Origin of the sequence: Fusobacterium ulcerans, assembly GCF_003019675.1 — a bacterium.
Lineage (GTDB): Bacteria > Fusobacteriota > Fusobacteriia > Fusobacteriales > Fusobacteriaceae > Fusobacterium_A > Fusobacterium_A ulcerans.
In genome coordinates this window covers 1546733-1572282 of record NZ_CP028105.1, presented here as the reverse complement: position 1 = coordinate 1572282, position 25550 = coordinate 1546733, and the positions used below count along the sequence as shown (strand labels likewise).

Here is a 25550-nt window from a genome sequence, read left to right as displayed (position 1 = left end):
GGGGGAATTATGAATACTGATAAACATGAAGAAATCAAAGATTTTTTTACACAATTCAATACTGTTTATTTTAAAGAAAGAGATATCCAAAAAACTTTGTCTTTTTTAGACAAGGATATTTTTGCTTTCGGAATAACTGAGACGGATATTGTTCATAATTTTGAAGAAATGAAAACTATGATTACTAAAGAAATCGAAAATAATCCTTCTTCTTATTCTTATGATTTTGAGTATTTAAAAATCTTTACAATAGCAAAAAATCTTTTTTTACTTATCTGTATCAGTAATATAAAAAAAGAGTGTCCTGACTCTAATGAACCCCCTGCAAATTTTAGAGCGAGTATAATTATAAAAGAAACTGAAAAAGGATATAAGTTTTCTGCAATCCATGTTTCAGTTCCTATTCATGCTTCAAACATTTTTCTTGATCTTAATAAGAAGATTGGAAATATTCATCTCAATGCTCAGCACACTGCACTTGATCTTTTAAATTCCTCTGTCCCTGGTGGAATGATTGGAGGATATTACAAAGAAAACTTCCCTCTATATTTTGTTAATGACCAGCTATTAAAAAAATTAGGATATAAATCACAGGAAGAATTTATAGAAGATACAGGTGGTCTTGTAATAAACGGTATTCATCCTGAAGACAGAGATCATGTTTGTAAAGTAGTTGAAGCTTCATTAAAATTAAAAGAAGAATATGAAGTAGAATACAGAATGAAAAAAAGTAATGGCTCATATATATGGGTATTAGATAGAGGACGTCTTGTACAAACAGAAAATGGCCCTGTTATTGTAAGTATTTGTTTTGATATTACTGAGAAAGTACAATTACAGCAAAATATAAAAACTATTACTGATAATATTCCTGGAGGAGTATATAAGCTGAAATTTGATGAAGACTTTACTGTGATCTATGGTAATGACGGCTTTTATAAACTCTATGGATACACTCCTGAAGAAATGAAGATACTTCTTGGAAATAAGCTTATTGCTGTTACATTCCCAGAAGATATTTCAAAGGTAAAAGCAATTTTAAAAAATGCCTTTGAAAATAAACTTAAAAATTTTGAATTTGAAAAAAGAATAACTACTAAAAACGGTGAAGTCAGATCTCTTTTAACAAAGGGAGTTTTTGTCAAAGAAGGAGATGAGTATATTATCAACTCCATTGTTATTGACATCAGTGATCGTAAAGCAATTGAAGATAAACTTAAATTCAATCAGGCAAAACTTAAACTTGCAATGAACTCTACTAAGTGCATTATTTTTGAATATGATTTAGATTCAAAAACTTTAACTCATTTAAGAATCCCACCTGGAAATGAAATTCCAGGAATTATATACAATGTTCCTGAAAGCCGTATAAAAAATAATGAAATTCATCCAGATCATATAGAAACTTATCGTGAGCTTTATAATTCTGTTCTTGATGGAAATCCAAGAAGCTGTGGTACAATAAAGACCAGATTAAAAAATACAAAATATAAATGGACAAAAATAAAACTAAACAATATTATCATTAATGGTATTCCAACTAGAAAAGTAATCGGAATAGTTGAGGATATCACTGAACATCAAGAATTTCAATTTTTAAATCTTTTCAACTCAACTTTAAAGAAAGCCCTATTGGAAGATTCTATGGGATATGCCTACATAGATCTTTCTGAGGATAAAGTAAGTAATATTTCTGGTACTTGGCAAAAATATCTTGATAAAGATTTGGAATATACATATACATATTTTTTCAAAAAAATGCTTACTCTTGTGCATCCTGAAGATAAAGAAAAAATAAAACATGCTTTTTCAAAAGAAAATGTAATAAAAAATATAGCAATGGGAAAACTTGAAGAATCAGTAGAATTTCGTGCTATCAAAGAAAATAAAGAAATAATATGGTGCCTTATTAATATGAAAATTATTAATAACCCTATAAGTGGCAATAGAGAAGCTATTGTTTATACTAAAAATATAGATATTTATAAAAGCTTAAAATGTTCTTATGTTCCTTCTATTGCTCAAACAAATCTTAAAAATGATTATATTATAGACATGGAAACTTTAAGAAGCGAAGCAAAATTTAATAATCTTGAAAACATTTTAATTGATTTTAAAAGAACAACTGAAAATTCACCTGTAAATGATGATTTATTTCAATACCTGACTAACATTCTTGGAAAATATTATAAAGCAGCTCATGTTTCTATTATGAAATATGATGAATCTCTTCATCAATATATATGTGCTTTTGAATATTGTCAGCCTGGAAAATCATCTAATAAAAAACACTGGAATGATTTAAAAATAAGAAAAGGATCAGATTGGGAAATTCTTCACAAAGATAAAAAAATTATAAAAATTAATGACATTGAAGTATTAAAGAATAATGATATCGTTAATTATCTCAATTTTGTTAAACTTGATATTCAATCATATTTTTCAGTTACTATTGAAGCTTTTCATCAAGATTCTCTCTATTTAATATTAGATAATCTGGAAAGCCCTTCTGTGAATATAGGATTTTTTGAATTAGTAAGTTATGTTATTGAAAGTAAAATAAAAGATGAAATCTTAAAAAATAAATTCTCTTTTTTAGATTACCATGATATGCTCACTGGATTGTCTAATCATAAAAGTTTTGTAGAATATAAATGGAATAGAAGTTTTCATAATTATGCTTCTCTTGGCCTGATAACTTCTGACATCAATGGTTTGAAACAGCTCAATGATAAATATGGCCCTCTTTTTGGAGATGAAATGATTATCAAAACTGCACATATTTTTAAAAAATATTTTCCTGAGGAAAAACTTTTTAGACTTAGTGGTGATGAATTTCTAGTTGTTTGTGAAAATATAGACAATGAAACTTTCATAAGAAATATAGATAATATAAAATTAGAATTTTCAAATTTTGAAAATAGAGGACTGTCAATTGGGTATTCATGGGCTGATGATGAAATTGATTTTGATGTTCTTCATAAAAATGCTGAAGAATTGATGTATATTGATAAACAGAAATATTACCAAAACACAAATTTTACAAGCAAACATTATCGTCCAGCATTACTTCAAAAGTTATTGGCTGAAATTAAAAATAATGAATATCATGTATTTTTACAGCCTATGATAGATCTTAAAACAAAAAAATTATCTGGAACAGAAGCTTTAATAAGACATATTAATTCAGATGGAGTGATCACTCCTCCTATCAAATTTATTCCTCTGCTTGAAAAAGAACGTCTTATTCGTTATATAGATTTCTTTGTATTTGAAGAAGTTTGTAAAACTCTTCATAGATGGAAATCAGAAGGGAAAAAATTAGTTCCAATATCTCTTAATTTTTCAAGAAATACACTTCTTGAATCTGATTTTGTAAAGACTTTAAAAATAATAGCAGCAAAATACAATGTTTTAAGAAGTCTTATAGAAATAGAAATCACTGAAACAATTGGCGAGATAGATACAAAAATAATTTCAAATATAAGCAAAGAGATAAAAAATGCTGGTTTTACTATTGCTCTTGATGATTTTGGAAGTAAATACAGTAATATCAGCTTATTTACAACATTGGAGTTTGACACTTTAAAATTGGATAGGAGCCTTGTTGAAAAATTACAGGTAAGCTCAGAGAAAAAAATAATTGTCAGAAGTGTTATTAATATGTGTAAAGAAATGAATGTAAGAACTGTAGGGAAGGAATAGAAACAGAAGAAGTCAATTCTCTCCTTGCTTCTCTAAATTGTGATCATGCTCAAGGGTATCTGTACAGCAGACCTATTCCTATCCCTGAGTTTGAAAAAAATACTTTTAATAAAATTTTTAATTTATTTAAAAAGGGTGGTCAGAAGCTAGATTAAATTTCAGCTTTTGGATCACCCTATTTTTATATTTTTTTATTTTAGTTATTTAATATTTTTTCTATTTTTATACTTTTCAATACAGTATCCAGAATTTCTAAATCAATACTCCCTGTTGTATCAAGCATTGCATTTGTAGTTCCACAGGCCACTCCCAGTTTAAAACTTTCTTCTAAACTTTTTCCTTCAGCAATTCCATAGGCAAATCCTCCAATTGTTGAATCTCCTGACCCTACAGTATTTTTTATTTGAACTTTTGGAAAAGTTGCTCTGTAGACTTCATTTTTAGTTATGAGCACTGCTCCATTTCCCCCAAGAGTTACCATCACATTTTCCACGCCTTTTTTTATAATCTCCCTTGCTCCTTCAACTATTTCATTTAAAGTAGCAAATTTTTTCTTAAACATATCTTCCAGCTCATCTTGATTAGGTTTTATAAGAAAAGGAGCAGCTTCAATCCCTTTTGCAAGAGTGTCTCCACTTGTATCAAGAATAAATTTTATCCCTCTTTTAGAAGCCTCATTTATAAGAATATTGTAGGAATCTTTTTTTATTCCTTTTAAAAGACTTCCAGAACCACATACTAACTTTATTCCTTTTTCTAAAATCGAGATATATTTTTCTAAAAATTTCTCAAAATCTTTTTCCTTTCCCTCAGCTGATTCAAGAAATTCAGTTATTTTTCCTGTGTTCTTATCAATTGCAGCTATACAGGTTCTCGTTTCAAAATCAGTTTCCAAAAAACTATTCTCTATGCTGTCTTTATCTAATTTTGATAAAAATAGTTTCCCTGTATATCCTCCTACAATTCCAGTAGCAAGAATATCTCCTCCCAGTTGCTTTATTACTCTGCTTACATTTATTCCCTTTCCTCCAGCATTTTTTTCAACAGCTGTAGTTCTGTTTATATTTCCCATCTCAATTTTTTCAATATTGTACCTTACATCTATTGCAGGATTAAGTGTAACTGTTAAAATCTTATTCATAACTATGCCTTTCCATTACTTCCACACATTAATATTTTTTCAATGGCCACTTTTTTCATTGATTCTTTAGCAGGTCCAAAATATTTTCTTGGATCGCTTTCATTAGGGTTATTCACCAATACTTCTCTTAAAGTTTCAGCAAAAGGCATTTTTAATTCTGTTGCAATATTTACTTTTGTTATACCTAAATCTATTGCTCTTTTTACCTGATCCGCTGGAACTCCTGAAGCCCCATGTAAAACCAAAGGAATATCTACCACTGCTCTTATTTCTGCAAGTCTTTCAAAATCCAGTTTTGGTTCTTCTTTATACACTCCATGGGCTGTTCCTATTGCTACTGCAAGAGAATCTATTCCCGTTCTTTCTACATATTCTTTTGCCTGAGCAGGATTTGTATATTTGCTGTCTTTATCATCTCTTACCAGATCATCTTCCTGCCCTCCAAGTATTCCTAACTCCCCTTCAACTGTAACATCAAATTTATGAACATAGTCTACCACCATTTGTACTTTTTTTATATTCTCTTCAAAATCTAAATGAGAAGCATCAATCATTACTGACTTTGTTCCTATGTCAATGGCATTCACTATTTCGTTATAATCTTCATGATGATCTAAGTGCATTGCTATAGGGATATCATATTTTTCTGAACATATTTCCACTAACTTTATAAAAAATTCTGCTCCTGCATATTTCATTGTTCCTGGGGTTGCAGCTACAATAATTGGTGATTTTAATTCAGAAGCTGCTTCTATTACAGTTTGAATTGTCTCCATATTGTGAACATTAAAAGCTGGAACAGCATATTTTCTCTTTTGAGCATCTAACAATAATTGTCTTGTTGAAACTAACATTTTACATTCCTCCTAGAATTTTATTTCTCATAGTTATGGATAATTACACCTTTAACCACTCTGTTTACTTCCCCTGTAGGACAAGGGTTATCTGGATTTATTCCAAGCTTTGATGATTTTAAAAGAGAAATCAATTGTCCATATACAAGATATCCAAGTCCAGCAACTACCTCTTCCATCTCTCCCATTTTTTCATCTCCAAAAGAAAAATAAAAATCAGAGTTTTCTTTTACCTCTTTATCAAAAATAGTATCCAACACCACTATTTTCTTTTCTCCCTTTTCACTTTTAAATTCTTTTAGCAGGTCAAGTTCATAAACTCTTGTATGCTTATTATTTGACATCATACATACAATAGTTGTTTTATCATTTACTATTGATTTAGGCCCATGTCTGAATCCTAAAAAAGTATTATAGAAAGAAGCTATTTTCCCCCCAGTAAGTTCTAAAACCTTTAAAGATACTTCCTCTGCTAGTCCTTTTAAAGTTCCATCTCCTAAATATACTATTCTTTCTATATCCAGATCTGAAATAACATCTGCATCTGCTAAAATATTTTCTAAATTTTTCTCTACAATTTTTGATATATAAAGTATCTTTTCTGCATAATATTCAAATTTCTCTCTCAATAAAACAAGTACTCCAGCAACTAACATAGATGAAAAACTTCCTGTCATGGCAAATCCTTTATCATTTGTTTTCTCAGGCATTAACAGTAAAAATTTATTGTCTTGATTTTCTGATATTTTTGCCAGCTTTCCTTCTGGATTGCAAGTTACAAATATGTGATATATATTTCCTACTAATTTATCTGCTAACGCTACTGTTGCTACACTCTCAGGAGAATTTCCTGATCTTGCACAAGATATCAGTATTGTTGCTGTATCTTTGTTCAAGTATTGTTCTGGCATAGATACTATATCTGTAGTAGGAATAGAAACTACTTCTATATCCACTTTACTGTTTATATATGAGCTTATTGTATTTCCTACAAATTCTGATGACCCTGCACCTGTAAATATTACTTTGATTTTATTTTCTTTTATTCCATCTAAAAATCTGCTTATTTCTGGAAGTTTTTCCTTTATTATTTCCACTTCTTCTCTCCAAATAGATGGCTGCTGAATTATTTCTTTCCATGTTACACAATTTTTAAATTCCATTTTTCTCTCCTTTATATAATTTATTTTTTTATTACTAATGCTGCTGCCCCTTTTATTCCAGCTTCTTCATTTAATTCTCCAAAAGAAATTTTAAGATTTTCCATAGTCATTCCAAGAGCATATTTTGACAAATACTTTTTTATTCCATCTAATAGAACATCTCCTGCTCTTGCAACTCCTCCAGTGAAAATAATTATTTCAGGGTTCACTATATTCAAAAGCATCCCAAGACCTTCTGCCATATACTCACAAAAAAAATCTACTATCCCTATTGAAAACTTATCTCCAGATTTAGCCAGATCAAATATATCCTTTGCTTCTAATCTGCTCAAATCTCCATTTATTTTTTTATATAGTTCATTATTTTTATCTTTCTCTAATCTTTTTATTCCTTCTCTTACGATTCCAGTGGCAGAGCAATATGTTTCAAGGCATCCTGTAAGACCGCACCCGCATTTATACCCATTTTTATTTACCACTATATGTCCCAGCTCTCCAGCTGCTCCTCCAGAACCCTCTACTATCTGTCCGTTTATTATTATTCCTGCTGCAATTCCAGTTCCAATAGGAATAGTTATGCTGTTTTTATATTCTTTTGCTGCTCCAAAAAGTGCTTCCCCTAAAGCAATAACTTTTACATCATTTCCTACTTTCACAGATTTTCCTGAAATCCTTTCCATAAGTTCCTTTGCAGGAAAATCATTTCCCCATGAAAAATTTGCCGCTATTTTTACAACTGAATTATTTACTACTGGTCCAGGAATTCCCATCCCAACAGCTTCAATTTCCCTCTCTGAAATTTTTAATTCTTCTGCTAATTGTTTCACTGTATTCCATATTTTTATAAAGGTTTCTTCACTGCCATTTTGAGAATTTGTCTTTATACTTGTCTTCTTTAATATTTCAGCTTTTTCATCTAAAATTCCAATTTCAACATTTGTCCCGCCTATATCTATTCCAGCAAAATAAGCCATTTTATCCCCTTTCTCTTATTTTATACCTTTGAAATATTTTTATTATTTGTCATGTTGTCCGTACCAATTTTTAGCTTTTAAAAATCAGACTCCCATGAGTCTGATTTTTAGTTATCTTCCAAATCTACTTCAAATTCAAATTTATCTCCACGAAGAAAACTTACTGTATACTCTATTTTTTCTATTCCTGTATATGTCCATCTCTGAAGTTTTATAATAGGACTCTTCTCATCTATTTCCAACGCTTCAGAAATTTTTTTATCTGCACTGAGAACTGAAAATCTTTCAGTTGCTTTGCTGAAAATTATATTATATTTCTTCTGCAAAACATCATACAAAGGTGTATTTAAAATATCCTTTTTAGAAAAATTCAAAAGTTTTTTAACTGGAAGGTAAGTTTTTTCATACATATATATCTCTTCATCAGCCAGTCTTAATCTTACAAGCTCAAATATCTTTTCCTCTTTATCCAGATTTAATTCCTGAGCTATTTTTTCTCCAGCTATTTTTTCTTTAAATGAAAGTATTTTTGATTCTGGAGTTTTTCCCTGCTTTTTCATTTCCTCTGTAAAGCTATAGAATTTTAAAAGTTTCTGCTTTAATACTCTTGATGAAACAAAAGTTCCGCATCCTTGAATTTTATATAGATATCCTTTTTTTTCTAAATAGGCTATTCCCTGTCTCACTGTAGCTCTGCTTAAATTATATTTTTCACAATATTCTCTTTCAGTAAGAATTTTATCATCTTCTTTTAAATTTTTAGTTTTTATTTCTTCTATGATGATCTCTGCTAATTGGTAGTAAAGTGGACTTTTAGATTTATTTAACAGCATCCTGTCCTCCATAAATATTTTATTATTGATTAAATAATATCATCTGTCCAATTATTTTACAAGAGATTTACTACTTTCAACTTCACAATCATTCTTTAGATTTCATATATTATTCTGTAAAGCCATCCTGCCAATGGATCTTTTAATTTTACCATTTCACTATATAACTCTTCCAACATCTCTTTTTTTACATCTTTATATCTTTCATCATAGAATAGATTATTCATTTCTTCTTTATCATTTTTCATATCATAAAGCTCTCCAACATCTGAAGCATTAAAAATTATCTTATAGTCTTCTCTTCTCCACATTCTCTGTTCAAAATACACAAAGTGTCCAGCCAGCTGTCCAAGAACACCTTTTCTTCCATTACTTTTTCCATCTCTTAAAATAGGAAGAAGAGATTCTCCATCAAAGAAATCAGAAATATTTTTTCCTGCAACATCATTACAAGTTGGTGTTAAATCATGAAGATATACAAAATTATTGTCTTCTTCATTTTTTCTATTTGACCCAGGATCTTTGATTATCATAGGAATTCTGTATGTTGTATCAAACATAAATTCCCCTTTTTCTATAAGTCTGTGAGCTCCCATTGCATCTCCATGGTCAGCTGTTATTGCCATAAATAAACTTTCATAAAGACCTTCTTCTTTTAAAAACTTTACAAATTCTCCTATTGCATCATCTATTAAAGTTATATAGCCCCAGAATTTAGCAATAACTTCTTTCCATCTTTCTTCAGAAGCATCCCATACTCCCCACATTTTAGCTATATCTCTATAGTGATTTGGTTTTCCTGCCATTGGGTTATAGAAGCTTTCATCTAAGATTACATCTTCAGATTTATACATTGAATAATAAGGCTCTGGAATCACACAAGGAGTATGTGGTCCCCAGAAATTCATCCATATAAAGAATGGCTTATTTTCTTTTTTTGCTTCAAGTACAGCTTTTTTTGCTTCATCTATTACAAAGAAAGGAAGAGTAGCCTCTCTTGTTCCACTTAAAAGTCCACAAAGCTCTTGAACTCTAAGATGAGCATTTTCTCCAAAGTAGCTTTTAGAAACTTCTGGTATTTCAAAACCTTTTTCCTCCAGCCAGTCTTTATACCTAGTTTCCTGCTCTGGCCCTTGTGCAAATACAAGATTTTTATATACTCCGCTTCCTGGATATCCATATCCATCAAAGTTATGACCCTTAAATCCAAAATCTCTAGGAAGAACTGTTTTCCCAACATGCCATTTCCCAATTAAATAATTCATATAATCCTGCATCTCTGTTATTATATTAGGATTTGATAATGAAGGATCTCCCAATCCTCCCTTTTCACTATTTCTCATAAGCCCATGATTGCTTGGCATCTGTCCTGTAAATAATGAAGTTCTTGCTGGACTGCATACAGAAGCTGGAGTAAATGCATTATTAAATTTGACTCCATCTGCTGCTATTGCATCCATATTTGGTGTTTTTACTATTTTATGTCCATATGTTCCCAACATATCAACTCTTACTTGATCTAATAATATAAAAGCTATATTATTATTCATCTATTTTTCCTCCTTAAACTTCCAGCTACCTTGTTTCCAATTTTCTTTAATATTCTTCACATAGTGATTTAGTTACTTTTTTCTTTTTTATATTTAAAGCTCCCATCAATACCAGAGCAATTACTGCAAATACCATTGTTATCTTTGTCAGACTATTTCCTCCTGCCAGTCCTATTGGAGAAAGAACACAATATAGATAACATAATCCCAATACAAGCAGAGTTGATGTTTCCTTTGCATATTTCCAATTTGTTAAATCTACATCTGATTTATTTTTAACTGATGGAACATATGGTTTTTCTCTTTTGAAAACACTTCCTAGAGTAAACATTGCTATTATGTCAAATACAAACAGCCCTCCCATTACATGAACAAAGTTTAGTTTTACTTTAAATATCCATACTAATGAAAAATATAATATTACATGGAGAAGTACTGTTATTCTTGCTGCTTTTCCAGATACTGTCTTATTCAAGAATCCTACTGCTACAAGAGCAACTATAGGTATATTGAAGAATCCTGCAAATCTTTTTAAAAGCAGAAATAATCCCCCTGTTCCATACTGAAGTAATGGTGCTATTATCATAGATACTATTGCTATTATAGTTCCAGCTATCTTAGCCACTTTTATTAAATCTTCATCTGATATATTTTTATTAAATATCGGCTTATAAATATCATAGCAGAATAATGTTGCAGCACTGTTTATAAATGAATTGAATGTACTCAATATTGCTCCAAACAAACATGCTGTGAAAAATCCCAATAAAGGTTTTGGCAAAACTTTTGATACAAGTGTTGGATAGGCTAAATCTATATTTCCCAATGAATTTCCAAAGATATGAAAAGAAATAAGTCCAGGAACATTTAATAATACAGGAAGGAATAATAGAAATATTCCTGCATATAAAATTCCTTTTTGCCCTTCTGCTAAACTTTTAGCTGCAAGAGATCTTTGGATTATTGCCTGATTTGTTGTCCAGTAGAAAAAGTTTACTATTAATATACCAGTAAATATTGTTGTCCAAGGTACTGGATCCCCTGCTGCTCCCCAAGCTGTCAATTTTTCTATATGAGATGATGTAACTATATCCACTCCCTTTGATAAGCTTCCATCTCCTAAAAATTTCAGAGCAAAGAAAGGTATCATTGTTCCACCTATTATCAAAGCAAATCCATTTAGTGTATCTGATACTGCAACTGCTTTCAGTCCACCGAATATTGCATAGATTCCTCCAATAATTCCAATCAGCCATACCACTCCCCAAAGAGCTGTATTAAAACTTACTCCAAACATTCCTGTTATATCAAATATTTGTGTAAAAGCAATAGCTCCTGAATAAAGCGCCCCTGGTATCATTACAAAAGTATATGCAACTAGGAAAAGCAATGACATTATCTGTCTTGTCTGTTTGTCATATCTTTCCTCGAAAAATTCAGGTATAGTTGTAAATCCACCTTTTAAATATCTCGGTAAAAGAAATAATGCAAGTACACATAAAGGAACTACAGATTGTACAGTCCATGCTATTATTGAAAAGTTGCTTATATATGAAGAGGCATTTACCCCTACTAATTGTTCTGTTGAAAGACTTGTCAACACCATTGAAAATCCAATAACAGTGGCACTTAAACCTCTCCCTGCCAGAAAATATCCCTGTGCACTGTTGTCTTCACCTTTAGTTTTTAACCATGAAACAAAAGCAATTAATGCTGTTATTAAAACAAATGTAAAAAAAGTCATTTTTCCCTCCTAATTTATTTCAATGGAGATTTTTAAAAATTCGTTGTATAAACAAACCTATCTCCTCTCACTGTAGATTTCGTGTATTCTAAAACCTTACTTCCTTGGAAAACTGTTCTTTCTACTTTCATTCCTAAATCTCCTTCATTTAGTCCCAGAAATTTAGCCTCAGAAGCATCCAATTTACATGGATAAAACAACTCTTTTCCATGAGTCATTTTTATTCCAAATTCATTTGCTAAAACATCATATAATTTTTTTGATTTGAGATCGATATTTTCAATTCCTTCTACTAAAGAGTAGTTCAGATAAATAGTTTCATAGATTAAAGCTTCATCATTTCCATATCTTATCCATACAAGTTTACATATAAGTTCATCATCAGAAAGATTCATTCTCTCTTTAACAAGAGTATTTGGCTTTTTAATTTTCAGTGATAATATTTTAGAAATAGGAATTTTTCCCAGACTCATCATATCATCATAAAATTTACTAAAACCTGACCGATCTTGATAAATTTTAGGAGATGATACATAACTCCCCTTTCCTTGAAGCTTATAAATATATCCTTCTTTTTCCAAAGCTCTTAAAGCCTGTCTTACAGTTGTTCTGCTAAGATCATATACAGTACAAAATTCTGATTCAGCAGGTATTTTGTCATTTTCTTTTAATGTACCTTCTTCAATATGTTTTTTTATACTATGTACTAATTGCTGATATAAAGGAACCTCGCTTTTCTTATTAATCTCAAACATAATTTTCTCCCATGGGTTTTAATAATATTATCTTTTCTGTTACGATAAGTATAATTCAACCTTTAACTGTTGTCAATACTGATTTTTACTAGGTTTTAACTTGTATCATACACCTAAACCACTATATTAATCACTTCATATCAACTTGTATCTAAAAATTTTTTTTATTTTTTTCTTACACTTTATTAAAACAATATGTATTTTATTTTTTCATATCAATCTTTTTTAGTCTTATTTTATTAATAAATAAAAAAAGAGAGTACCTTATTTTCTTTCAAGGCACTCTCTCAACTTTTTATTCAGTTATATACTTGTATTCCTATTATAAAATTTATCTAAATTCTTGCTTCCATCTTTTCCGTTCACCAGTATTTTTACTCTGCTTATATTTCCAAGTTCTGTTAAACTATTTACTATTGAGTAAATATTCAAAAGATTCTTACGACTGTTGTCATCCATTTCCTTTGCTTGAGAACTTAAATCAATGTATGCTGTATCTCCAGAAAAATATAAATTCAATACAGTAATATCCTTACTTTCAATAAACCCTTCATTTTGAAGAATTTCGATAGTCTTAGCAACTACTTTAACAGATTTATCTTTTCTGCTTTGACTCTGTTCTATCTCCCCATCTTTTTTAATAAGTGATTTTCCATCAGCTCCAGGGATATATACTACTACTTTTTCTTTAGGCTTTTCTTCTTTAGTCAGTCCATTAGCAGCAATAGTCCTTATGCCTTTATCTTTTTTTACAAGATTAAAATATGTCGTTCCACATATTGCAGCAATTATCCATATTCCTACCAATACTCCTATCCATTTTTTACTCACTGCTTCACCTCACTGATTAATAAAAATATCCTCTTACCATCTCAGCTATCTCTTTTGCCATCTTTTTTTGATATACTGGATTTGTTATTTTTTGAAGATCGCTCTTGTTGCTTATGAATCCTACCTCTACTAACACACTTGGCCCATTAAATCCTCTTAGTACAGCAAAGTTAGCTCCATGTATTCCTCTATTATTTAATCCTATAGCATCAGCTAAAGAATTATTTGTCTTTCTTGCAAATCCAATTGAACTTTCCTGATTCTTTTTATATGCCAGTTCCCCCATTATTTGAGCTATATCACTACTATTTTCACCATACTTGTCTCCAAAACTATTTTCAAAAGAAGCTATTCTTTCAGCATATGGCGAAGATTTTTTAGAGAAATAGAAAACTTCTACTCCATTCATTTTACTTGATACTGCTGCATTGGCATGTATACTGATAAACATATTCGCTTTTGCTTTATTAGCTATTTTAGGACGTTGTGATAAAGACACAAAAACATCTGTCTCTCTTGTCATGACAACATTAAAATCTTTTTTCAATTCATCTCTCAAATATTTACTCACTGCTAGAGTTATTGTTTTTTCATAGTATTTTTTAAATCCTATTGCTCCTGGATCTTTTCCACCATGTCCAGCATCTATAGCTATAGTAAATTGTTTCTTTTGAGATTTATCATTGAACGTAAGGAGAAAATCATTTCCTTTAGGAGCGATTCTTCCAGTATAACTGATATTTTTTCTCAGTTTGATAAAAAATCCAACTGATCCACTGTAATCTACAACTTCAAGGCTTTCTATATATTTTCCTGCGAAGTTTTTACTATTTATTTTTCCAATGAGAGTGCTCCCTGGGAATTCTAAAAAAATCAATTTGTTGTACTCGTCATAATTCATTGTATACTTTGGTTTTTCCGATCCTGCAAAATCCATAGTAAGAACAGCTCCATTCAGTTTTACTGATCTAATAGTTCCAGCAAACGAAATCACTGTCAAAAACAAAAATAAAAAAATTGTAAGTATCCTCTTCATCTTATGTCCCCGCTTTATTAAAGAAAAAACGACAATGTTCATTGTCGTTTTATTTCAATTACTATAATACTCTAGAAATAGCTCCTTTAGTGAAAGTTATTTTTACACCTTTGTCAACTCTTACTTCTACATAATCTTCACTTACAGAAACTATAGTACCTTTTACTCCACCAACTGTAACCACTTCAGATCCTTCTTTTAATGAATCCATCATTTCTTTTTGTTTCTTTTGTTTTTTCTTGTTTGGTAATATTAATAAGAAGTAGAATACAGCTATCCATACTACAAAAGTTAGTCCCATTCCACCATATTTACCTAATAATTGTTCCATTGTTAATCCCCCTCATCAGAAAAGCTTTGTTACAAGTATAACATATTGCAAGTTTTTTTTCAATTTTTTCTATGATTTATATAGCTTTTTTTGAGTATTTTATTTAAAAAAAGCTTTTATTTTATCTTTTAAAGTTTTATGTTTTTTATAGTTTTTATCTTTCAAACTGTCATCAAAGGCTTTCAGTAATTCTTTCTGTTTATCATTAAGATCAGTAGGTGTTTCTACTACTACCTGTACTAATTGATCTCCTATCATAGAACTTCTCAAAGACTTAATTCCCTCTCCTCTTAATTTGAAAAGTTTTCCTGTTTGTGTTCCAGCTGGTATTTTTATATTCTTTTTACCATTTAAAGTAGGAATTTCGACTTCTCCTCCAAGAGCAGCAGCTGTGAATGTAATAGGTACTTCACAAAGTATATCGTCTCCTCTTCTTTGGAATAACTCATGTTCCTTTACCCTTATTATTACATAAAGATCTCCATTAGGTCCACCGCTTTCGCTAGCCTCTCCCATTCCATCAAGTCTTAATTTTTGACCATCATCTATTCCTGCTGGTATTTTTATTTTCTTTTCTACTGTTTCTTTTACAATACCTGTTCCATGACAAGTTTTACATTTTTTCTCAGGAATTTCTCCTTTACCATGACACTCATCACATTCAACAAAGCTTTCAAAGTTTCCAAGTATAGTTCTTTGAACTGTTTTAACTCTTCCAGAACCACTACATTTAGTACATTTTTTCATTGTACTTCCTGGTTCAGCTCCATTTCCATTACAAGTACCGCATTTTCCATTTCTCTTATATTTTATTGTCTTTTCTACACCTTTTGCTGCTTCTTCAAGAGTAATTTCTACTTGATATCTCAAGTCAGATCCTGGTTCCACGTAGTTTCTTCTAGAACTTCCTCCACCAAAACCACTGAATCCTCCAAATCCACCAGATCCTCCTCCGAAGAATGAACTGAATATATCTTCGAATCCTTCACTGCTGAATCCTCCTCCGAATCCACCTGCTCCTGGACCACCTTGTTCAAAGGCTGCATGACCGAATCTATCATATTGAGCTCTTTTTTCTTTGTCCGATATCACCTGATATGCTTCATTTACCTCTTTAAATTTTTCTTCAGCTTCTTTTTTCTCTTTTTCGCTGGCGTTACTGAATTTATCAGGATGATATTTCATGGCAGCTTTTCTGTATGCTTTCTTAATATCAGCTTCAGAAGCATCTTTTGCTACTCCTAATACTTCATAATAATCTCTTTTTGCCATTTAATATTTTCCTCCATTTCTAATATCTAAAGTATTATATCACAATTTTCAATATAACATGATACATTTTTATATAAACTATAAAATAGTTATATCTAATGCCCTATAATATACTTCAGCTTTTTCAAGTTTTTCTATTCCTGCTTTTTCTTTAAGGTTTCCTGAAGCATTATCAAAATCTGATATTCCATTCCAAGGCTCCAGACACACATACTCTGCTCCTGGCTTATTCCAGAAAGCTATATATTTGAAACCTTTATATACAAATTTTATTCCTCTGCTATTTTTTCTATTTTTTAAATAAACAGTATCAGAATTAGGATTTTCTATGATGAGGGCATCATTTTCAAAAGTATTTATATCTAAATTAATTATTTTTCCTTCAAAAGCTTTTATTTTCTTTTGAGAAGATATCAATGTTCCATTAAAAGTTTTTACTTCTCCTGTTTCCTCTTTTTCAAACTCCAGATAATAATCTGAAATTCCTATTCCATTTTCTACAGGAGTATTAAATGCTGGATGTGCTCCTAATGAGAAATACATCTCTTTCTCTCCCAGATTTTCTATTTTATATTCTATTCTTAATTTTTTATCTTTTATTACATATTTTATATAAAGTTTAAAATCAAAAGGATAGACTTTTTTTGTTTCATCACTTGAAGCAAAAAGAAATTCCAGATAGTCATCTCCCTGATCACTCATCTGAAATTCATAATCTCTTGCAAATCCATGTTTTGAAGTAAGATTGTATTCTTTTCCCTCATAAAAATATCTGTTATCTTTTAAAGCTCCAACAAAAGGAAATAGTATTGGAGAGCTCTTTGCCCAAAATTTAGGATCTTTCTGCCAGATATATTCTTTCCCTGTCTTCAGATCTTTCATCCCTGTGAGCTCTGCTCCTAGACTCTCCACTCTTATTTCCATTAAACTAATTTTTAAACTATATTCCATTTCTATCTCCTATATTCAGCTTTTTCTAGGTCCAACAGATATTCTTTTCTGAAAAGACCTCCTCCATATCCTGTTAATTTTCCATTTTTACCTATGACTCTATGACAAGGAATTATGATTGAAATAGGATTATTATGATTAGCTCCCCCAACAGCTCTCACAGCTTTAGGATTTTTCATAGCTATTGCCTGACCCTGATATGATCTTGTTTCCCCATATGGTATTGCCAATAGGGCTTTCCATGCTTCCTGTTGAAATTCAGTTCCTTGACTTATATCAAGTTTTACATCAAATGTTTTTCTTTTTCCTGCAAAATATTCTTGAAGTTCTTTTATACATTTCTCTACTTCTTTTGAATAAATTTCTTCTAATTTGATATCTCTGAAATTTACACCACTGATTCCATCTTTTTCTTCACATACCTCGATCATTCCTAAATCTTTTATTTCTAAATATCCTCTTCCTTTCATTCCCCCTCCTTCATGCTGTCAAAGATAGTCAAGTTCAATTACCAGAAAGGGAATAGAGTAAAGTACCCTATTCCCTCTATTGGTTTTCCTTTTCAGGAATTATTCAATTAATTATTAGTCAACAACTTCTGCATCTGCTACATCATCGTCAGCTTTAGCGTCTCCACCTTGAGCACCTGCTCCTTGTTCAGCTTGTGCTTTAGCTTGAGCTTCTTTGTAGATTTCTTCAGCAAATTTATGAGCTACTTGAGATAAGTTTTCCATAGCTTTTTCTATAGCATCTTTATCTTCTCCGTCTTTTACTTTTTTAAGTTCTTCAATAGCTGCTTCGATATCTTTTTTCTCTTGCTCAGTAGCTTTATCTCCATAATCTTTTAGAGATTTTTCTGTAGAAGCAATAAGCATATCTGCTTTGTTTCTAGTTTCTACTAATTCTTTGAATTTTTTATCTTCAGCTTCATTAGCTTCAGCTTCTTTAGTCATTCTTTCAATATCTTCTTTAGATAAGTTAGTTGATCCAGAAATAGTTACTGTATTTTCTTTTCCAGTTCCTAAGTCTTTAGCTGATACGTGAACGATTCCATTAGCATCTATATCAAAAGTTACTTCGATTTGAGGTACACCTCTTGGAGCTGCTGGGATTCCTTCAAGATTGAATTCTCCTAATTTATGGTTATCAGAAGCTTTTGCTCTTTCACCTTGTAATACATTAATTGTTACTGCTGGCTGATTATCTACAGCTGTTGAGTAAACTTGTGATTTTTTAACTGGGATAGTAGTATTTTTCTCAATCATTTTAGTAAATACTCCACCTAAAGTTTCAATTCCTAATGATAATGGAGTTACATCTAGCAATAAAACATCTTTAACGTCTCCCATCAATACTCCACCTTGAATAGCTGCTCCTGCTGCAACAACTTCATCAGGGTTGATTCCTTTATTAGGTTTTTTACCAAAGAATGATTCTACCCACTCTTGAACTGCTGGTATTCTTGTAGATCCTCCTACTAGTAATACTTCATTGATTTCTGATGGATTTAATCCAGCATCTTTTAAAGCAGTTTTTGTAGGCCCTTGAGTTGCTTCTACTAAATGTTTAGTTAAATCATTAAATTTAGCTCTTGTTAATTTCATTTCTAAGTGTTTAGGTCCTGTAGCATCCATAGTGATGAATGGTAAAGATATAGAAGTTTCCATCATTGTAGAAAGTTCTTTTTTAGCTTTTTCAGCTGCATCTTTAAGTCTTTGGTATGCCATTTTATCATTTGAAAGATCAATTCCACTTTCTTTTTTGAATTCAGTTGTTAACCAATTGATAACTTCAGCGTCAAAGTCGTCTCCTCCTAGGTGGTTGTTACCTGCTGTAGATATAACTTCAATAACTCCATCAGCTATTTCCAATACAGATACGTCAAATGTTCCTCCTCCTAAGTCGAATACTAAAACTTTTTCTTCTTTTTTCTTTTCAAGTCCATAAGCAAGTGCTGCTGCTGTTGGTTCATTGATTATTCTTTTTACATCTAATCCTGCAATAACTCCAGCATCTTTTGTTGCTTGTCTTTGTGAGTCAGTAAAGTAAGCTGGTACAGTGATAACTGCTTCAGTTACAGGTTCTCCTAAGTAAGCTTCAGCATCTTTTTTCAATTTTTTAAGTGTCATTGCTGAAATTTCTTGTGGAGTATATTTTTTTCCAAAAATTTCTACTTTGTAGTCAGAACCCATATGAGTTTTGATTGAACTTACAGTTGATAATGGATTAGTTATTGCTTGTCTTTTTGCAATTTCTCCAACTATAATTTCTCCATTTTCTTTAATGTTTACAACTGATGGAGTTGTTCTTGCTCCTTCTGAGTTAGGGATTATTGTAACACTTCCTCCCTCCATTATTGCTACACAAGAGTTTGTTGTTCCTAAGTCAATTCCAATTATTTTACTCATTATTAATTACCTCCTAAAATGTCGTCTATATTTAAATTTTATTTTTAACTTTTTTATATTAAGGTTTTTTATTAACCTCTCTTACATACTTTTACCATTGATGGTCTTATTACTTTACCTTTCATTGTATAACCTTTTTGAAGTTCAAGAATGATAGTATCATCTTCAAATTCTGGATTATCTTCTACCATTACAGCATGATGATACATTGGATCATATTTACCCTCAGCTTTTATTGGTTCTACTCCTTCAGTTTCCATGATACCTTTTAATTGTCCAAGTATCATATCTACACCTTTTACAAGTCCATCAAAGTCTTTTGTTGCTTCTGATGCTGAGATAGCTCTTTCTAAATTGTCCAGTCCATCTAATAATTTTGTAATTATTTTTTCAGAAGCAAATTTTCTTAACTCTTCAACTTCTTTTTCTTTTCTTTTTGTAAAATTTTGAAAATCAGCTTGTTTTCTAAGATAAGATTGTTTCCAATCCTCTACTTCAGCTTTTAATTTTCCAATTTCTTCTTCTGTATCTTTTTCTTCCTTTTCGCAACAGCAAGATCCTTTTTCTTCTCCATGACCTTTACATCCGCATCCACATTCTTCTTTTTCTTCTTCCTCTTTTATTATATCTTCTTCGAAAGTTTCAACTTCCTTTTTCATTTCCTTATCCAATTCTTTTTCTAATTCTTTTTCTTTATCATTTATCATTTGTTTCGTCCTTTCTCTCTATTTTATTTAATATTTTATTTACTTCTTGAGTTACATATTTTATCAGTCCCATAGTTTTTGAATACGCCATCCTTTTAGGACCTATTACTCCAAGTATTCCTTGAGATGATCCTGCTTTATATAATGAATATACAAAGCTATAGTCTTCCAATCCTTTTATTCCTAATTCTTCTCCAAATACTACATTTACTTTTCCATAGGAACTATCTCTATTTTTTACAAGTTGTTCAAATAAAAGTTTTATATCTTTTCTATGATGGAAAAGTTCTAAGACTTCTGAAACCTCATTAACATTCTTATCTTTAAAGATACTCGGAACATTATTTATAAAGAATTTACTGTCATCTTCATATTGTTCTATATCATCTGTTAATAATTTTTTTCCTAAAATAAATTTCTCTATATTCCCAAAATTTATTTCATGATTTGCTACTTTTGTATTTAACTCTCTTGATATTACCTCAAGTTCTTCTTTAGAAATAGACTGATCAAGCATTATCTTTTTAGTTTTTACAGCTCTGTTTTCAGTAACTATAACAGCTAAAACTAAGAACTCATCTATATGTACCAGTTCTATTTTTTTTATTCTTTCTATTATAGTACTTGGCTCTATTGCTATTCCTGCATAAGTAGTCATCTTTGAAAGAAGAGAAGAAGTCTTTTGTAAAAGCAGATCCAGCTCATTAACTCTGTGCTCGTACTCAAGTTCTATATTGTTCTTTTCCTCTTTTGTAAGTTTTTCAACTTTCAGCAGTTCATCAAGATAATATTTATAGCCTTTATCAGTAGGGATTCTCCCTGAAGATGTATGAGTTTTTGATATATATCCCATATCTTCCAAATCAGCCATTACATTTCTAATAGTTGCTGATGAAAGATCAATCCCATATTTTTTTACCAAAGTTCTTGAACCGATAGTATCTCCAAAAGTTAAATAATAATTTACTATTGCATTTAATACTAACTTTTCTCTTTCTGAAATAGACATCTTTCATCACCTTTTTGTTAGCACTCATCAAAGTCGAGTGCTAATTCTCAATTAAAAAGATACATCAATTTTATATATTTGTCAATACTTTTTTGAATTTTTTTTAATAATTTATTTTATTGTTTTTTTAGTTTTTCCTTTATTTCTATCTTTAAAGTTATTATGATTTTTTAAAAATTAGCCATACATATATTTAAAATAATTTTAATATTTGAAAAATGTAAAATTAAATAGTATAATTTTTATTACAAAAAGATTACATCTAAGGGAAGACTAATGTTAGTATTAAAAATTTTGGGAGTTATTGCTATTATAATTGGAATAATATCTGTAGTTGATATTTTAAATCAAAAGTGTATAGAAAAATTTCAGGTACCATTATTTTCAAAAGGTAGTGCTAGTGCTACTTTTATTGCTGCAATCTGCTTATTTGCGGGATTGCTTTGGTATCAGGAAGCTCTAAAATCTAAGGGAGATACATTAAATGGAATTGTATTATTGGTATTAGGTGGAATAATAACCATTGGAGTACTTATTTCATCTTACAGAAAAACTAATATAATATTTGGAACACTGGCAGCTGTAATTCATATTTTTCTTCTTATCTTAATGACATATATAGGAATCCCTTTATTCATTATCTATGTTATAGGGAGCATAATTCTTATATTTAGTTCAAAACCGGTCTATGTGGTTAATAAATAATTAATTAAAATAACTAAAAATAAAAAGAGGGATTCATAAGCAGAAATTTAATCTAGCTTTTGATCCCTCATATTTTTTTCTCTATATTATAAGAAAAATTCTGCCAACATACACCTGACTGATCCTCCACCATATCTTTCAATAGTAGGAATATCTGAATATATTATCTCTGCTGATTTTTCTATTATTTTTCTTTGATCCTCTCTTAATATATCATTAGCTGACTTAGACATTACCAATACCTTATTTCCATCTTTTTTTCTAAGTTCCAGAGCATTTCCTAAGAAATGATTTGTCTGCTCTTCTGTTATCTCTATAAGTTCTTTTCCTGAATCCAATATAGATTTTCTTACCATTTCTTTTTCCTTTTCATCCACTATTGAGTCTAAGAATATAAGAACATATTCTTCCCCAATAGCCATCAAAACATTTGTATGATATATTGGAGACTGTTTTCCATCTATAGTCTGCTTTCCAGAAAAACTTACAGGTTTATAATCCATCATTTTACAGAACTCTTCAAAAAGATCCTTATTTGTTCTCTTAGACAAACTTGCATATGCTATTCTATTTTTTCTATCTAGGCACATACTTCCAGTTCCTTCTAATACTTTACCTTCTTTTTCATTTTTAGTAAGATCTATTATTTTTAGATCCTCCCTATCTTTTACAAAATCTAAAATTTTAGGAGTTCTCTCTAATCTTCTGTTTTCTGCATACATAGGGTATAAAACTAAAGTCCCATCTTCATGTGTACTGAACCAGTTATTTGGAAAAATACTATCAGGTGTATGAGGTTCTTTGGTATCCTGTACAATCAGCACCTCTATAGTTGCCTCTCTCAATTTTTCTACTAAAGCATCAAATTCTGCTACTGCTTTAGCCTGTAATTCTTTTCCATCTTTGTGATCATTTTTTTGATAAAGATTATCTTTAGCTGTTTCTGCATTATAAGTAAATGCTATTGGTCTTATCATTAAAACTCTATTAGTTAAAAAATCTTTCAATTTTTTTCCTCCTTATATAATAATTTTATAACCAAGCAAATACATTCTAACATTGTTTACCTAATTATTTCCACTTTATTATTTCAATTAAAAAAGAAAGATGTTCATAAACTAAAATAAAGTTCTAAAATTTCTGATATTTTAAAATTTTATTAGTTTTTTACATCTTTCTCTATTTTTATACTATTTTATTTGTTTTTTTAGAACTTCTGATACAGCAGAATCAAATTCACTCTTACCTGCTGTTCCTTTTCTCTTTTGTTCTAATATATATTCCTCTCTTTCTTTTGATACTTTTATTATTTCCTCTCTTATTTCTTTACGAGTATCCATAATACTTTGAATATATCCTTCTCTAGCTTTTAAAGACATTCTCTGCATATTTTCAGGAAGTTCATTATCTTTAATATCTTTCAAAGAAACTTCCTTATTTTCTACTGCTTGTACCAAGTCTTCCTTAGAATAGCTATATTTGTTTATTGCTTTATTTATTGCTCGTGATGCTTTTGCCTCTACTGGTGCAGCATCTACTGAATGTTTTTCTGAATCAAATTTCTTCACTGCTTCAGTTCTTACTTCTGTACTTCCATATGTTATATATGTTTTATCTATTCTTTTGTTTAGTTCATAAAGCTTATCATCATAAGGAGTTGTTACAACTTTTACTCCTCCATCTCTAGAGATATGGAAATATTCTCCTCCACCAAATTGTGCTATTGCTTTCCAGTAACGATCTGTACTTGGCATATTTCCACATTGAATAGTATTTATAATAATTCCTTTACTTTTAGCTTTTTTAGCAGTAACTACAGTATCTGGTGAATCATTATAATCATCATGAGGAGGCGCATCTCCTACCAAAAATATTATCTGTGATAAATTTTCTCTAGGTGCTGACCATTGAATTATTTCTAAACTTTCATGAAGAGCTTTTCTTACATCTTCAGGATCATCTCCTCCACCTTGAGCTTTATAATCCATCAATACACTATATATTTCATCTAGATTTTCATTAAGCTGTGTAACTTTAGTCACATAAACATCTCCACGATCACGATAAGCTACCAGTCCAATTTTTACTTTTGAATCCTTATGGTTCTGCATTACTTCATTCACTATACTCCATATCTTAGTCTTAGCTCCTTGAATAAGTCCTCCCATAGATCCAGTAGTATCCAGAACAAAAACAATCTCAACATCCTTTTCTATTGCTCTTGTCTGTTCAACAGCTGTGTTTTCTGGTTTTTGTCCTGTTGCAAATACTGTTAAAGCAGAAAAAACAAAAACTGTTGCTAGTGATAAAATTCTCTTCATAAACTCCTCCTCAGTAATATATTTTAGTACATAAAGTTTAATAATAATATCCATAAAGTATATAATAGAGAAATGTATCAACTACATAAACTGAGAAGAGTACATATCCTGCAAGCATTACTAAAGACAGTACTACACCTACTCCGCCATCTATACATTTTTCCTTTCCAGCAAGTATATCTTTTTTAACTTGTAAGAAATACCAGTAACTTCCATATGTTCCTAAAATTACTCCAGCAACTATTCCAGATATTCTTGTCAAATCTATCCCTAAAAAAATCATGAAAATATCTGTAAGAATAAAAGCTATGATAAGATACATTATAATTTTATACATTCCTCTGTAGCCAAGCCATATCATTCCTAGAAAAAGAGCTGCTGGATTGAATTTCTTTCCTTCTCTCCAGATATTTATATAGTCCTCTCCCTTTTTTCCTACATATTCTCTTATTTGTTCCTCATTTTCATCTATGAATTGAAGTTCTTCTTCTTTTAATTTCCATGACATAGATCTCACCCCATCTTTTTTAATTAAATTGTAACATAGACCTGAGAATATCTCTACATATTAATGGTTGCTTTTTCATTGAAAAATGCTAATTACAGTTGCTTTAATGTTCTTTTTATTTCATCAAACCTATTTTTCTAACTGCATATTCCAACAAAAAAGCAGACCATAAAAGATCTGCTTTTGATAAATATTTTCTTTTTATTATTTTAATATTGCTCTTGCAACTTCTGCATCTATTTCATCAGGTGTCACAGTAGGAGAAAATCTTCCTATTATCTCTCCATCTTTTCCTATTAGGAATTTAGTAAAGTTCCATTTTATCTCTTTTCCTAATAATGTCTGTCCTAATTTTTCAAGTTTATCTTTAAATGAGTCTGTTTCTCTATTTTTTATCTCTTCACTTGCTTTATCTTTCAAATATATATATAATGGATCTGCATCTTTTCCATTTACATCTATCTTAGCAAAAGTTTTAAATTTAGTTCCATATCTCAATTGACAGAATTCAGCTATTTCCTCACTGCTTTCTGGTGCCTGTTTTAAAAATTGATTGCTTGGGAAATCTAATATTTCAAATCCTTTATCACGATATTTTTCATAAAGTTTTTCAAGTCCTTCATATTGAGATGTAAGTCCACATCTTGTAGCTGTATTTACTATAAGTAATACTTTTCCTCTATATTTTTCTAATGTTTCTTCTGTTCCATCTACATTTTTAACTTTAAAATCATAAATAGTCATTTTAGTAC

Annotated in this window: 23 protein-coding genes; 2 read left to right on the top strand and 21 right to left on the bottom strand. The window is 30.3% G+C overall.

Annotation, left to right across the window (positions count from 1 at the left end; translation table 11 throughout):
- Window positions 1-9 precede the first annotated feature (9 nt).
- Window positions 10-3705 (top strand): EAL domain-containing protein, encoded by a 3696-nt coding sequence (locus C4N20_RS07365; RefSeq protein WP_005982645.1) that lies wholly within the window; start codon window positions 10-12, stop codon window positions 3703-3705.
- A gap of 196 nt (window positions 3706-3901) precedes the next feature.
- Here C4N20_RS07365 and pfkB read toward each other — a convergent pair whose 3' ends face one another.
- The 17 genes from pfkB to hrcA all read right to left on the bottom strand — a co-directional run bounded on the left by pfkB (window position 3902) and on the right by hrcA (window position 21264).
- Window positions 3902-4846 (bottom strand): 1-phosphofructokinase, encoded by a 945-nt coding sequence (gene pfkB / locus C4N20_RS07355; protein WP_005982643.1) that lies wholly within the window; start codon window positions 4844-4846, stop codon window positions 3902-3904.
- A 2-nt stretch (window positions 4847-4848) separates the two neighbouring features.
- Complete coding sequence (locus tag C4N20_RS07350; RefSeq protein ID WP_005982642.1) at window positions 4849-5700, bottom strand: tagatose-bisphosphate aldolase subunit GatY; 852 nt, start codon at window positions 5698-5700, stop codon at window positions 4849-4851.
- A gap of 20 nt (window positions 5701-5720) precedes the next feature.
- Window positions 5721-6863 (bottom strand): SIS domain-containing protein, encoded by a 1143-nt coding sequence (locus C4N20_RS07345; RefSeq protein ID WP_005982640.1) that lies wholly within the window; start codon window positions 6861-6863, stop codon window positions 5721-5723.
- A 20-nt stretch (window positions 6864-6883) separates the two neighbouring features.
- A complete protein-coding gene (locus tag C4N20_RS07340) occupies window positions 6884-7837 on the bottom strand; it encodes an ROK family protein (protein ID WP_005982638.1) in 954 nt (317 codons plus the stop codon).
- A 107-nt stretch (window positions 7838-7944) separates the two neighbouring features.
- On the bottom strand, window positions 7945-8670 hold the full coding sequence (locus C4N20_RS07335; RefSeq protein ID WP_005982635.1) for a GntR family transcriptional regulator: 726 nt from the start codon (window positions 8668-8670) through the stop codon (window positions 7945-7947).
- Between the two features lie 95 nt (window positions 8671-8765).
- The gene (locus C4N20_RS07330; RefSeq protein WP_005982633.1) at window positions 8766-10220 is read right to left on the bottom strand and encodes a sulfatase family protein; all 1455 of its coding nucleotides are present in this window, start codon (window positions 10218-10220) and stop codon (window positions 8766-8768) included.
- A 46-nt stretch (window positions 10221-10266) separates the two neighbouring features.
- A complete protein-coding gene (locus tag C4N20_RS07325; RefSeq protein ID WP_005982631.1) occupies window positions 10267-11964 on the bottom strand; it encodes a solute:sodium symporter family transporter in 1698 nt (565 codons plus the stop codon).
- A gap of 32 nt (window positions 11965-11996) precedes the next feature.
- Window positions 11997-12719: a GntR family transcriptional regulator gene (locus tag C4N20_RS07320; RefSeq protein WP_005982630.1), complete on the bottom strand. Its 723-nt coding sequence runs from the start codon at window positions 12717-12719 to the stop codon at window positions 11997-11999.
- A gap of 303 nt (window positions 12720-13022) precedes the next feature.
- A complete protein-coding gene (locus tag C4N20_RS07315) occupies window positions 13023-13550 on the bottom strand; it encodes a GerMN domain-containing protein (RefSeq protein WP_005982628.1) in 528 nt (175 codons plus the stop codon).
- Window positions 13551-13566: 16 nt separating this feature from the next.
- Window positions 13567-14586, bottom strand: coding sequence for an N-acetylmuramoyl-L-alanine amidase family protein (locus C4N20_RS07310; protein WP_005982626.1), 1020 nt, complete (start codon window positions 14584-14586; stop codon window positions 13567-13569).
- Window positions 14587-14647: 61 nt separating this feature from the next.
- Window positions 14648-14917: a preprotein translocase subunit YajC gene (gene yajC, locus C4N20_RS07305; RefSeq protein WP_005982624.1), complete on the bottom strand. Its 270-nt coding sequence runs from the start codon at window positions 14915-14917 to the stop codon at window positions 14648-14650.
- A gap of 99 nt (window positions 14918-15016) precedes the next feature.
- Window positions 15017-16189 carry a molecular chaperone DnaJ gene (gene dnaJ / locus C4N20_RS07300; RefSeq protein ID WP_005982623.1) on the bottom strand — a complete coding sequence of 391 codons (1173 nt, stop codon included), beginning with the start codon at window positions 16187-16189 and terminating at the stop codon, window positions 15017-15019.
- Window positions 16190-16267: 78 nt separating this feature from the next.
- On the bottom strand, window positions 16268-17140 hold the full coding sequence (locus C4N20_RS07295; protein WP_005982621.1) for an aldose 1-epimerase family protein: 873 nt from the start codon (window positions 17138-17140) through the stop codon (window positions 16268-16270).
- A gap of 2 nt (window positions 17141-17142) precedes the next feature.
- Window positions 17143-17610, bottom strand: coding sequence for a methylated-DNA--[protein]-cysteine S-methyltransferase (locus C4N20_RS07290; protein ID WP_005982619.1), 468 nt, complete (start codon window positions 17608-17610; stop codon window positions 17143-17145).
- 114 nt (window positions 17611-17724) lie between these two features.
- Window positions 17725-19548 (bottom strand): molecular chaperone DnaK, encoded by a 1824-nt coding sequence (gene dnaK, locus C4N20_RS07285; RefSeq protein WP_005982617.1) that lies wholly within the window; start codon window positions 19546-19548, stop codon window positions 17725-17727.
- 71 nt (window positions 19549-19619) lie between these two features.
- A complete protein-coding gene (gene grpE, locus C4N20_RS07280) occupies window positions 19620-20255 on the bottom strand; it encodes a nucleotide exchange factor GrpE (protein WP_005982615.1) in 636 nt (211 codons plus the stop codon).
- Window positions 20245-21264, bottom strand: coding sequence for a heat-inducible transcriptional repressor HrcA (gene hrcA / locus C4N20_RS07275; RefSeq protein WP_005982613.1), 1020 nt, complete (start codon window positions 21262-21264; stop codon window positions 20245-20247). Before hrcA ends, grpE begins: the two co-directional genes overlap by 11 nt.
- 276 nt (window positions 21265-21540) lie before the next feature.
- On the opposite strand from hrcA, the gene C4N20_RS07270 reads away from it, so the two are divergent.
- Window positions 21541-21969, top strand: a complete 429-nt coding sequence (locus tag C4N20_RS07270; RefSeq protein ID WP_005982611.1) for a hypothetical protein — start codon at window positions 21541-21543, stop codon at window positions 21967-21969.
- Window positions 21970-22055: 86 nt separating this feature from the next.
- Here C4N20_RS07270 and ctlX read toward each other — a convergent pair whose 3' ends face one another.
- The 4 genes from ctlX to C4N20_RS07250 form a co-directional block, all read right to left on the bottom strand.
- Window positions 22056-22976: a citrulline utilization hydrolase CtlX gene (gene ctlX, locus C4N20_RS07265; protein WP_005982609.1), complete on the bottom strand. Its 921-nt coding sequence runs from the start codon at window positions 22974-22976 to the stop codon at window positions 22056-22058.
- 183 nt (window positions 22977-23159) lie between these two features.
- A complete protein-coding gene (locus tag C4N20_RS07260) occupies window positions 23160-24290 on the bottom strand; it encodes a vWA domain-containing protein (protein WP_005982607.1) in 1131 nt (376 codons plus the stop codon).
- 37 nt (window positions 24291-24327) lie between these two features.
- Window positions 24328-24798, bottom strand: a complete 471-nt coding sequence (locus tag C4N20_RS07255; protein ID WP_005982605.1) for a DUF2628 domain-containing protein — start codon at window positions 24796-24798, stop codon at window positions 24328-24330.
- A gap of 204 nt (window positions 24799-25002) precedes the next feature.
- Window positions 25003-25542 (bottom strand): glutathione peroxidase, encoded by a 540-nt coding sequence (locus C4N20_RS07250; protein ID WP_005982603.1) that lies wholly within the window; start codon window positions 25540-25542, stop codon window positions 25003-25005.
- Between the last annotated feature and the right edge of the window lie 8 nt (window positions 25543-25550).

What these genes read in the sequence shown, in the direction of transcription:
- C4N20_RS07365 (WP_005982645.1), top strand. Translation starts at nt 10, where the DNA reads ATGAATACTGATAAACATGAAGAAATCAAAGATTTTTTTACACAATTC.
- pfkB (WP_005982643.1), bottom strand. Translation starts at nt 4,846, where the DNA reads ATGAATAAGATTTTAACAGTTACACTTAATCCTGCAATAGATGTAAGG.
- C4N20_RS07350 (WP_005982642.1), bottom strand. Translation starts at nt 5,700, where the DNA reads ATGTTAGTTTCAACAAGACAATTATTGTTAGATGCTCAAAAGAGAAAA.
- C4N20_RS07345 (WP_005982640.1), bottom strand. Translation starts at nt 6,863, where the DNA reads ATGGAATTTAAAAATTGTGTAACATGGAAAGAAATAATTCAGCAGCCA.
- C4N20_RS07340 (WP_005982638.1), bottom strand. Translation starts at nt 7,837, where the DNA reads ATGGCTTATTTTGCTGGAATAGATATAGGCGGGACAAATGTTGAAATT.
- C4N20_RS07335 (WP_005982635.1), bottom strand. Translation starts at nt 8,670, where the DNA reads ATGCTGTTAAATAAATCTAAAAGTCCACTTTACTACCAATTAGCAGAG.
- C4N20_RS07330 (WP_005982633.1), bottom strand. Translation starts at nt 10,220, where the DNA reads ATGAATAATAATATAGCTTTTATATTATTAGATCAAGTAAGAGTTGAT.
- C4N20_RS07325 (WP_005982631.1), bottom strand. Translation starts at nt 11,964, where the DNA reads ATGACTTTTTTTACATTTGTTTTAATAACAGCATTAATTGCTTTTGTT.
- C4N20_RS07320 (WP_005982630.1), bottom strand. Translation starts at nt 12,719, where the DNA reads ATGTTTGAGATTAATAAGAAAAGCGAGGTTCCTTTATATCAGCAATTA.
- C4N20_RS07310 (WP_005982626.1), bottom strand. Translation starts at nt 14,586, where the DNA reads ATGAAGAGGATACTTACAATTTTTTTATTTTTGTTTTTGACAGTGATT.
- yajC (WP_005982624.1), bottom strand. Translation starts at nt 14,917, where the DNA reads ATGGAACAATTATTAGGTAAATATGGTGGAATGGGACTAACTTTTGTA.
- dnaJ (WP_005982623.1), bottom strand. Translation starts at nt 16,189, where the DNA reads ATGGCAAAAAGAGATTATTATGAAGTATTAGGAGTAGCAAAAGATGCT.
- C4N20_RS07295 (WP_005982621.1), bottom strand. Translation starts at nt 17,140, where the DNA reads ATGGAATATAGTTTAAAAATTAGTTTAATGGAAATAAGAGTGGAGAGT.
- C4N20_RS07290 (WP_005982619.1), bottom strand. Translation starts at nt 17,610, where the DNA reads ATGAAAGGAAGAGGATATTTAGAAATAAAAGATTTAGGAATGATCGAG.
- dnaK (WP_005982617.1), bottom strand. Translation starts at nt 19,548, where the DNA reads ATGAGTAAAATAATTGGAATTGACTTAGGAACAACAAACTCTTGTGTA.
- grpE (WP_005982615.1), bottom strand. Translation starts at nt 20,255, where the DNA reads ATGATAAATGATAAAGAAAAAGAATTAGAAAAAGAATTGGATAAGGAA.
- hrcA (WP_005982613.1), bottom strand. Translation starts at nt 21,264, where the DNA reads ATGTCTATTTCAGAAAGAGAAAAGTTAGTATTAAATGCAATAGTAAAT.
- C4N20_RS07270 (WP_005982611.1), top strand. Translation starts at nt 21,541, where the DNA reads ATGTTAGTATTAAAAATTTTGGGAGTTATTGCTATTATAATTGGAATA.
- C4N20_RS07260 (WP_005982607.1), bottom strand. Translation starts at nt 24,290, where the DNA reads ATGAAGAGAATTTTATCACTAGCAACAGTTTTTGTTTTTTCTGCTTTA.
- C4N20_RS07255 (WP_005982605.1), bottom strand. Translation starts at nt 24,798, where the DNA reads ATGTCATGGAAATTAAAAGAAGAAGAACTTCAATTCATAGATGAAAAT.
- C4N20_RS07250 (WP_005982603.1), bottom strand. Translation starts at nt 25,542, where the DNA reads ATGACTATTTATGATTTTAAAGTTAAAAATGTAGATGGAACAGAAGAA.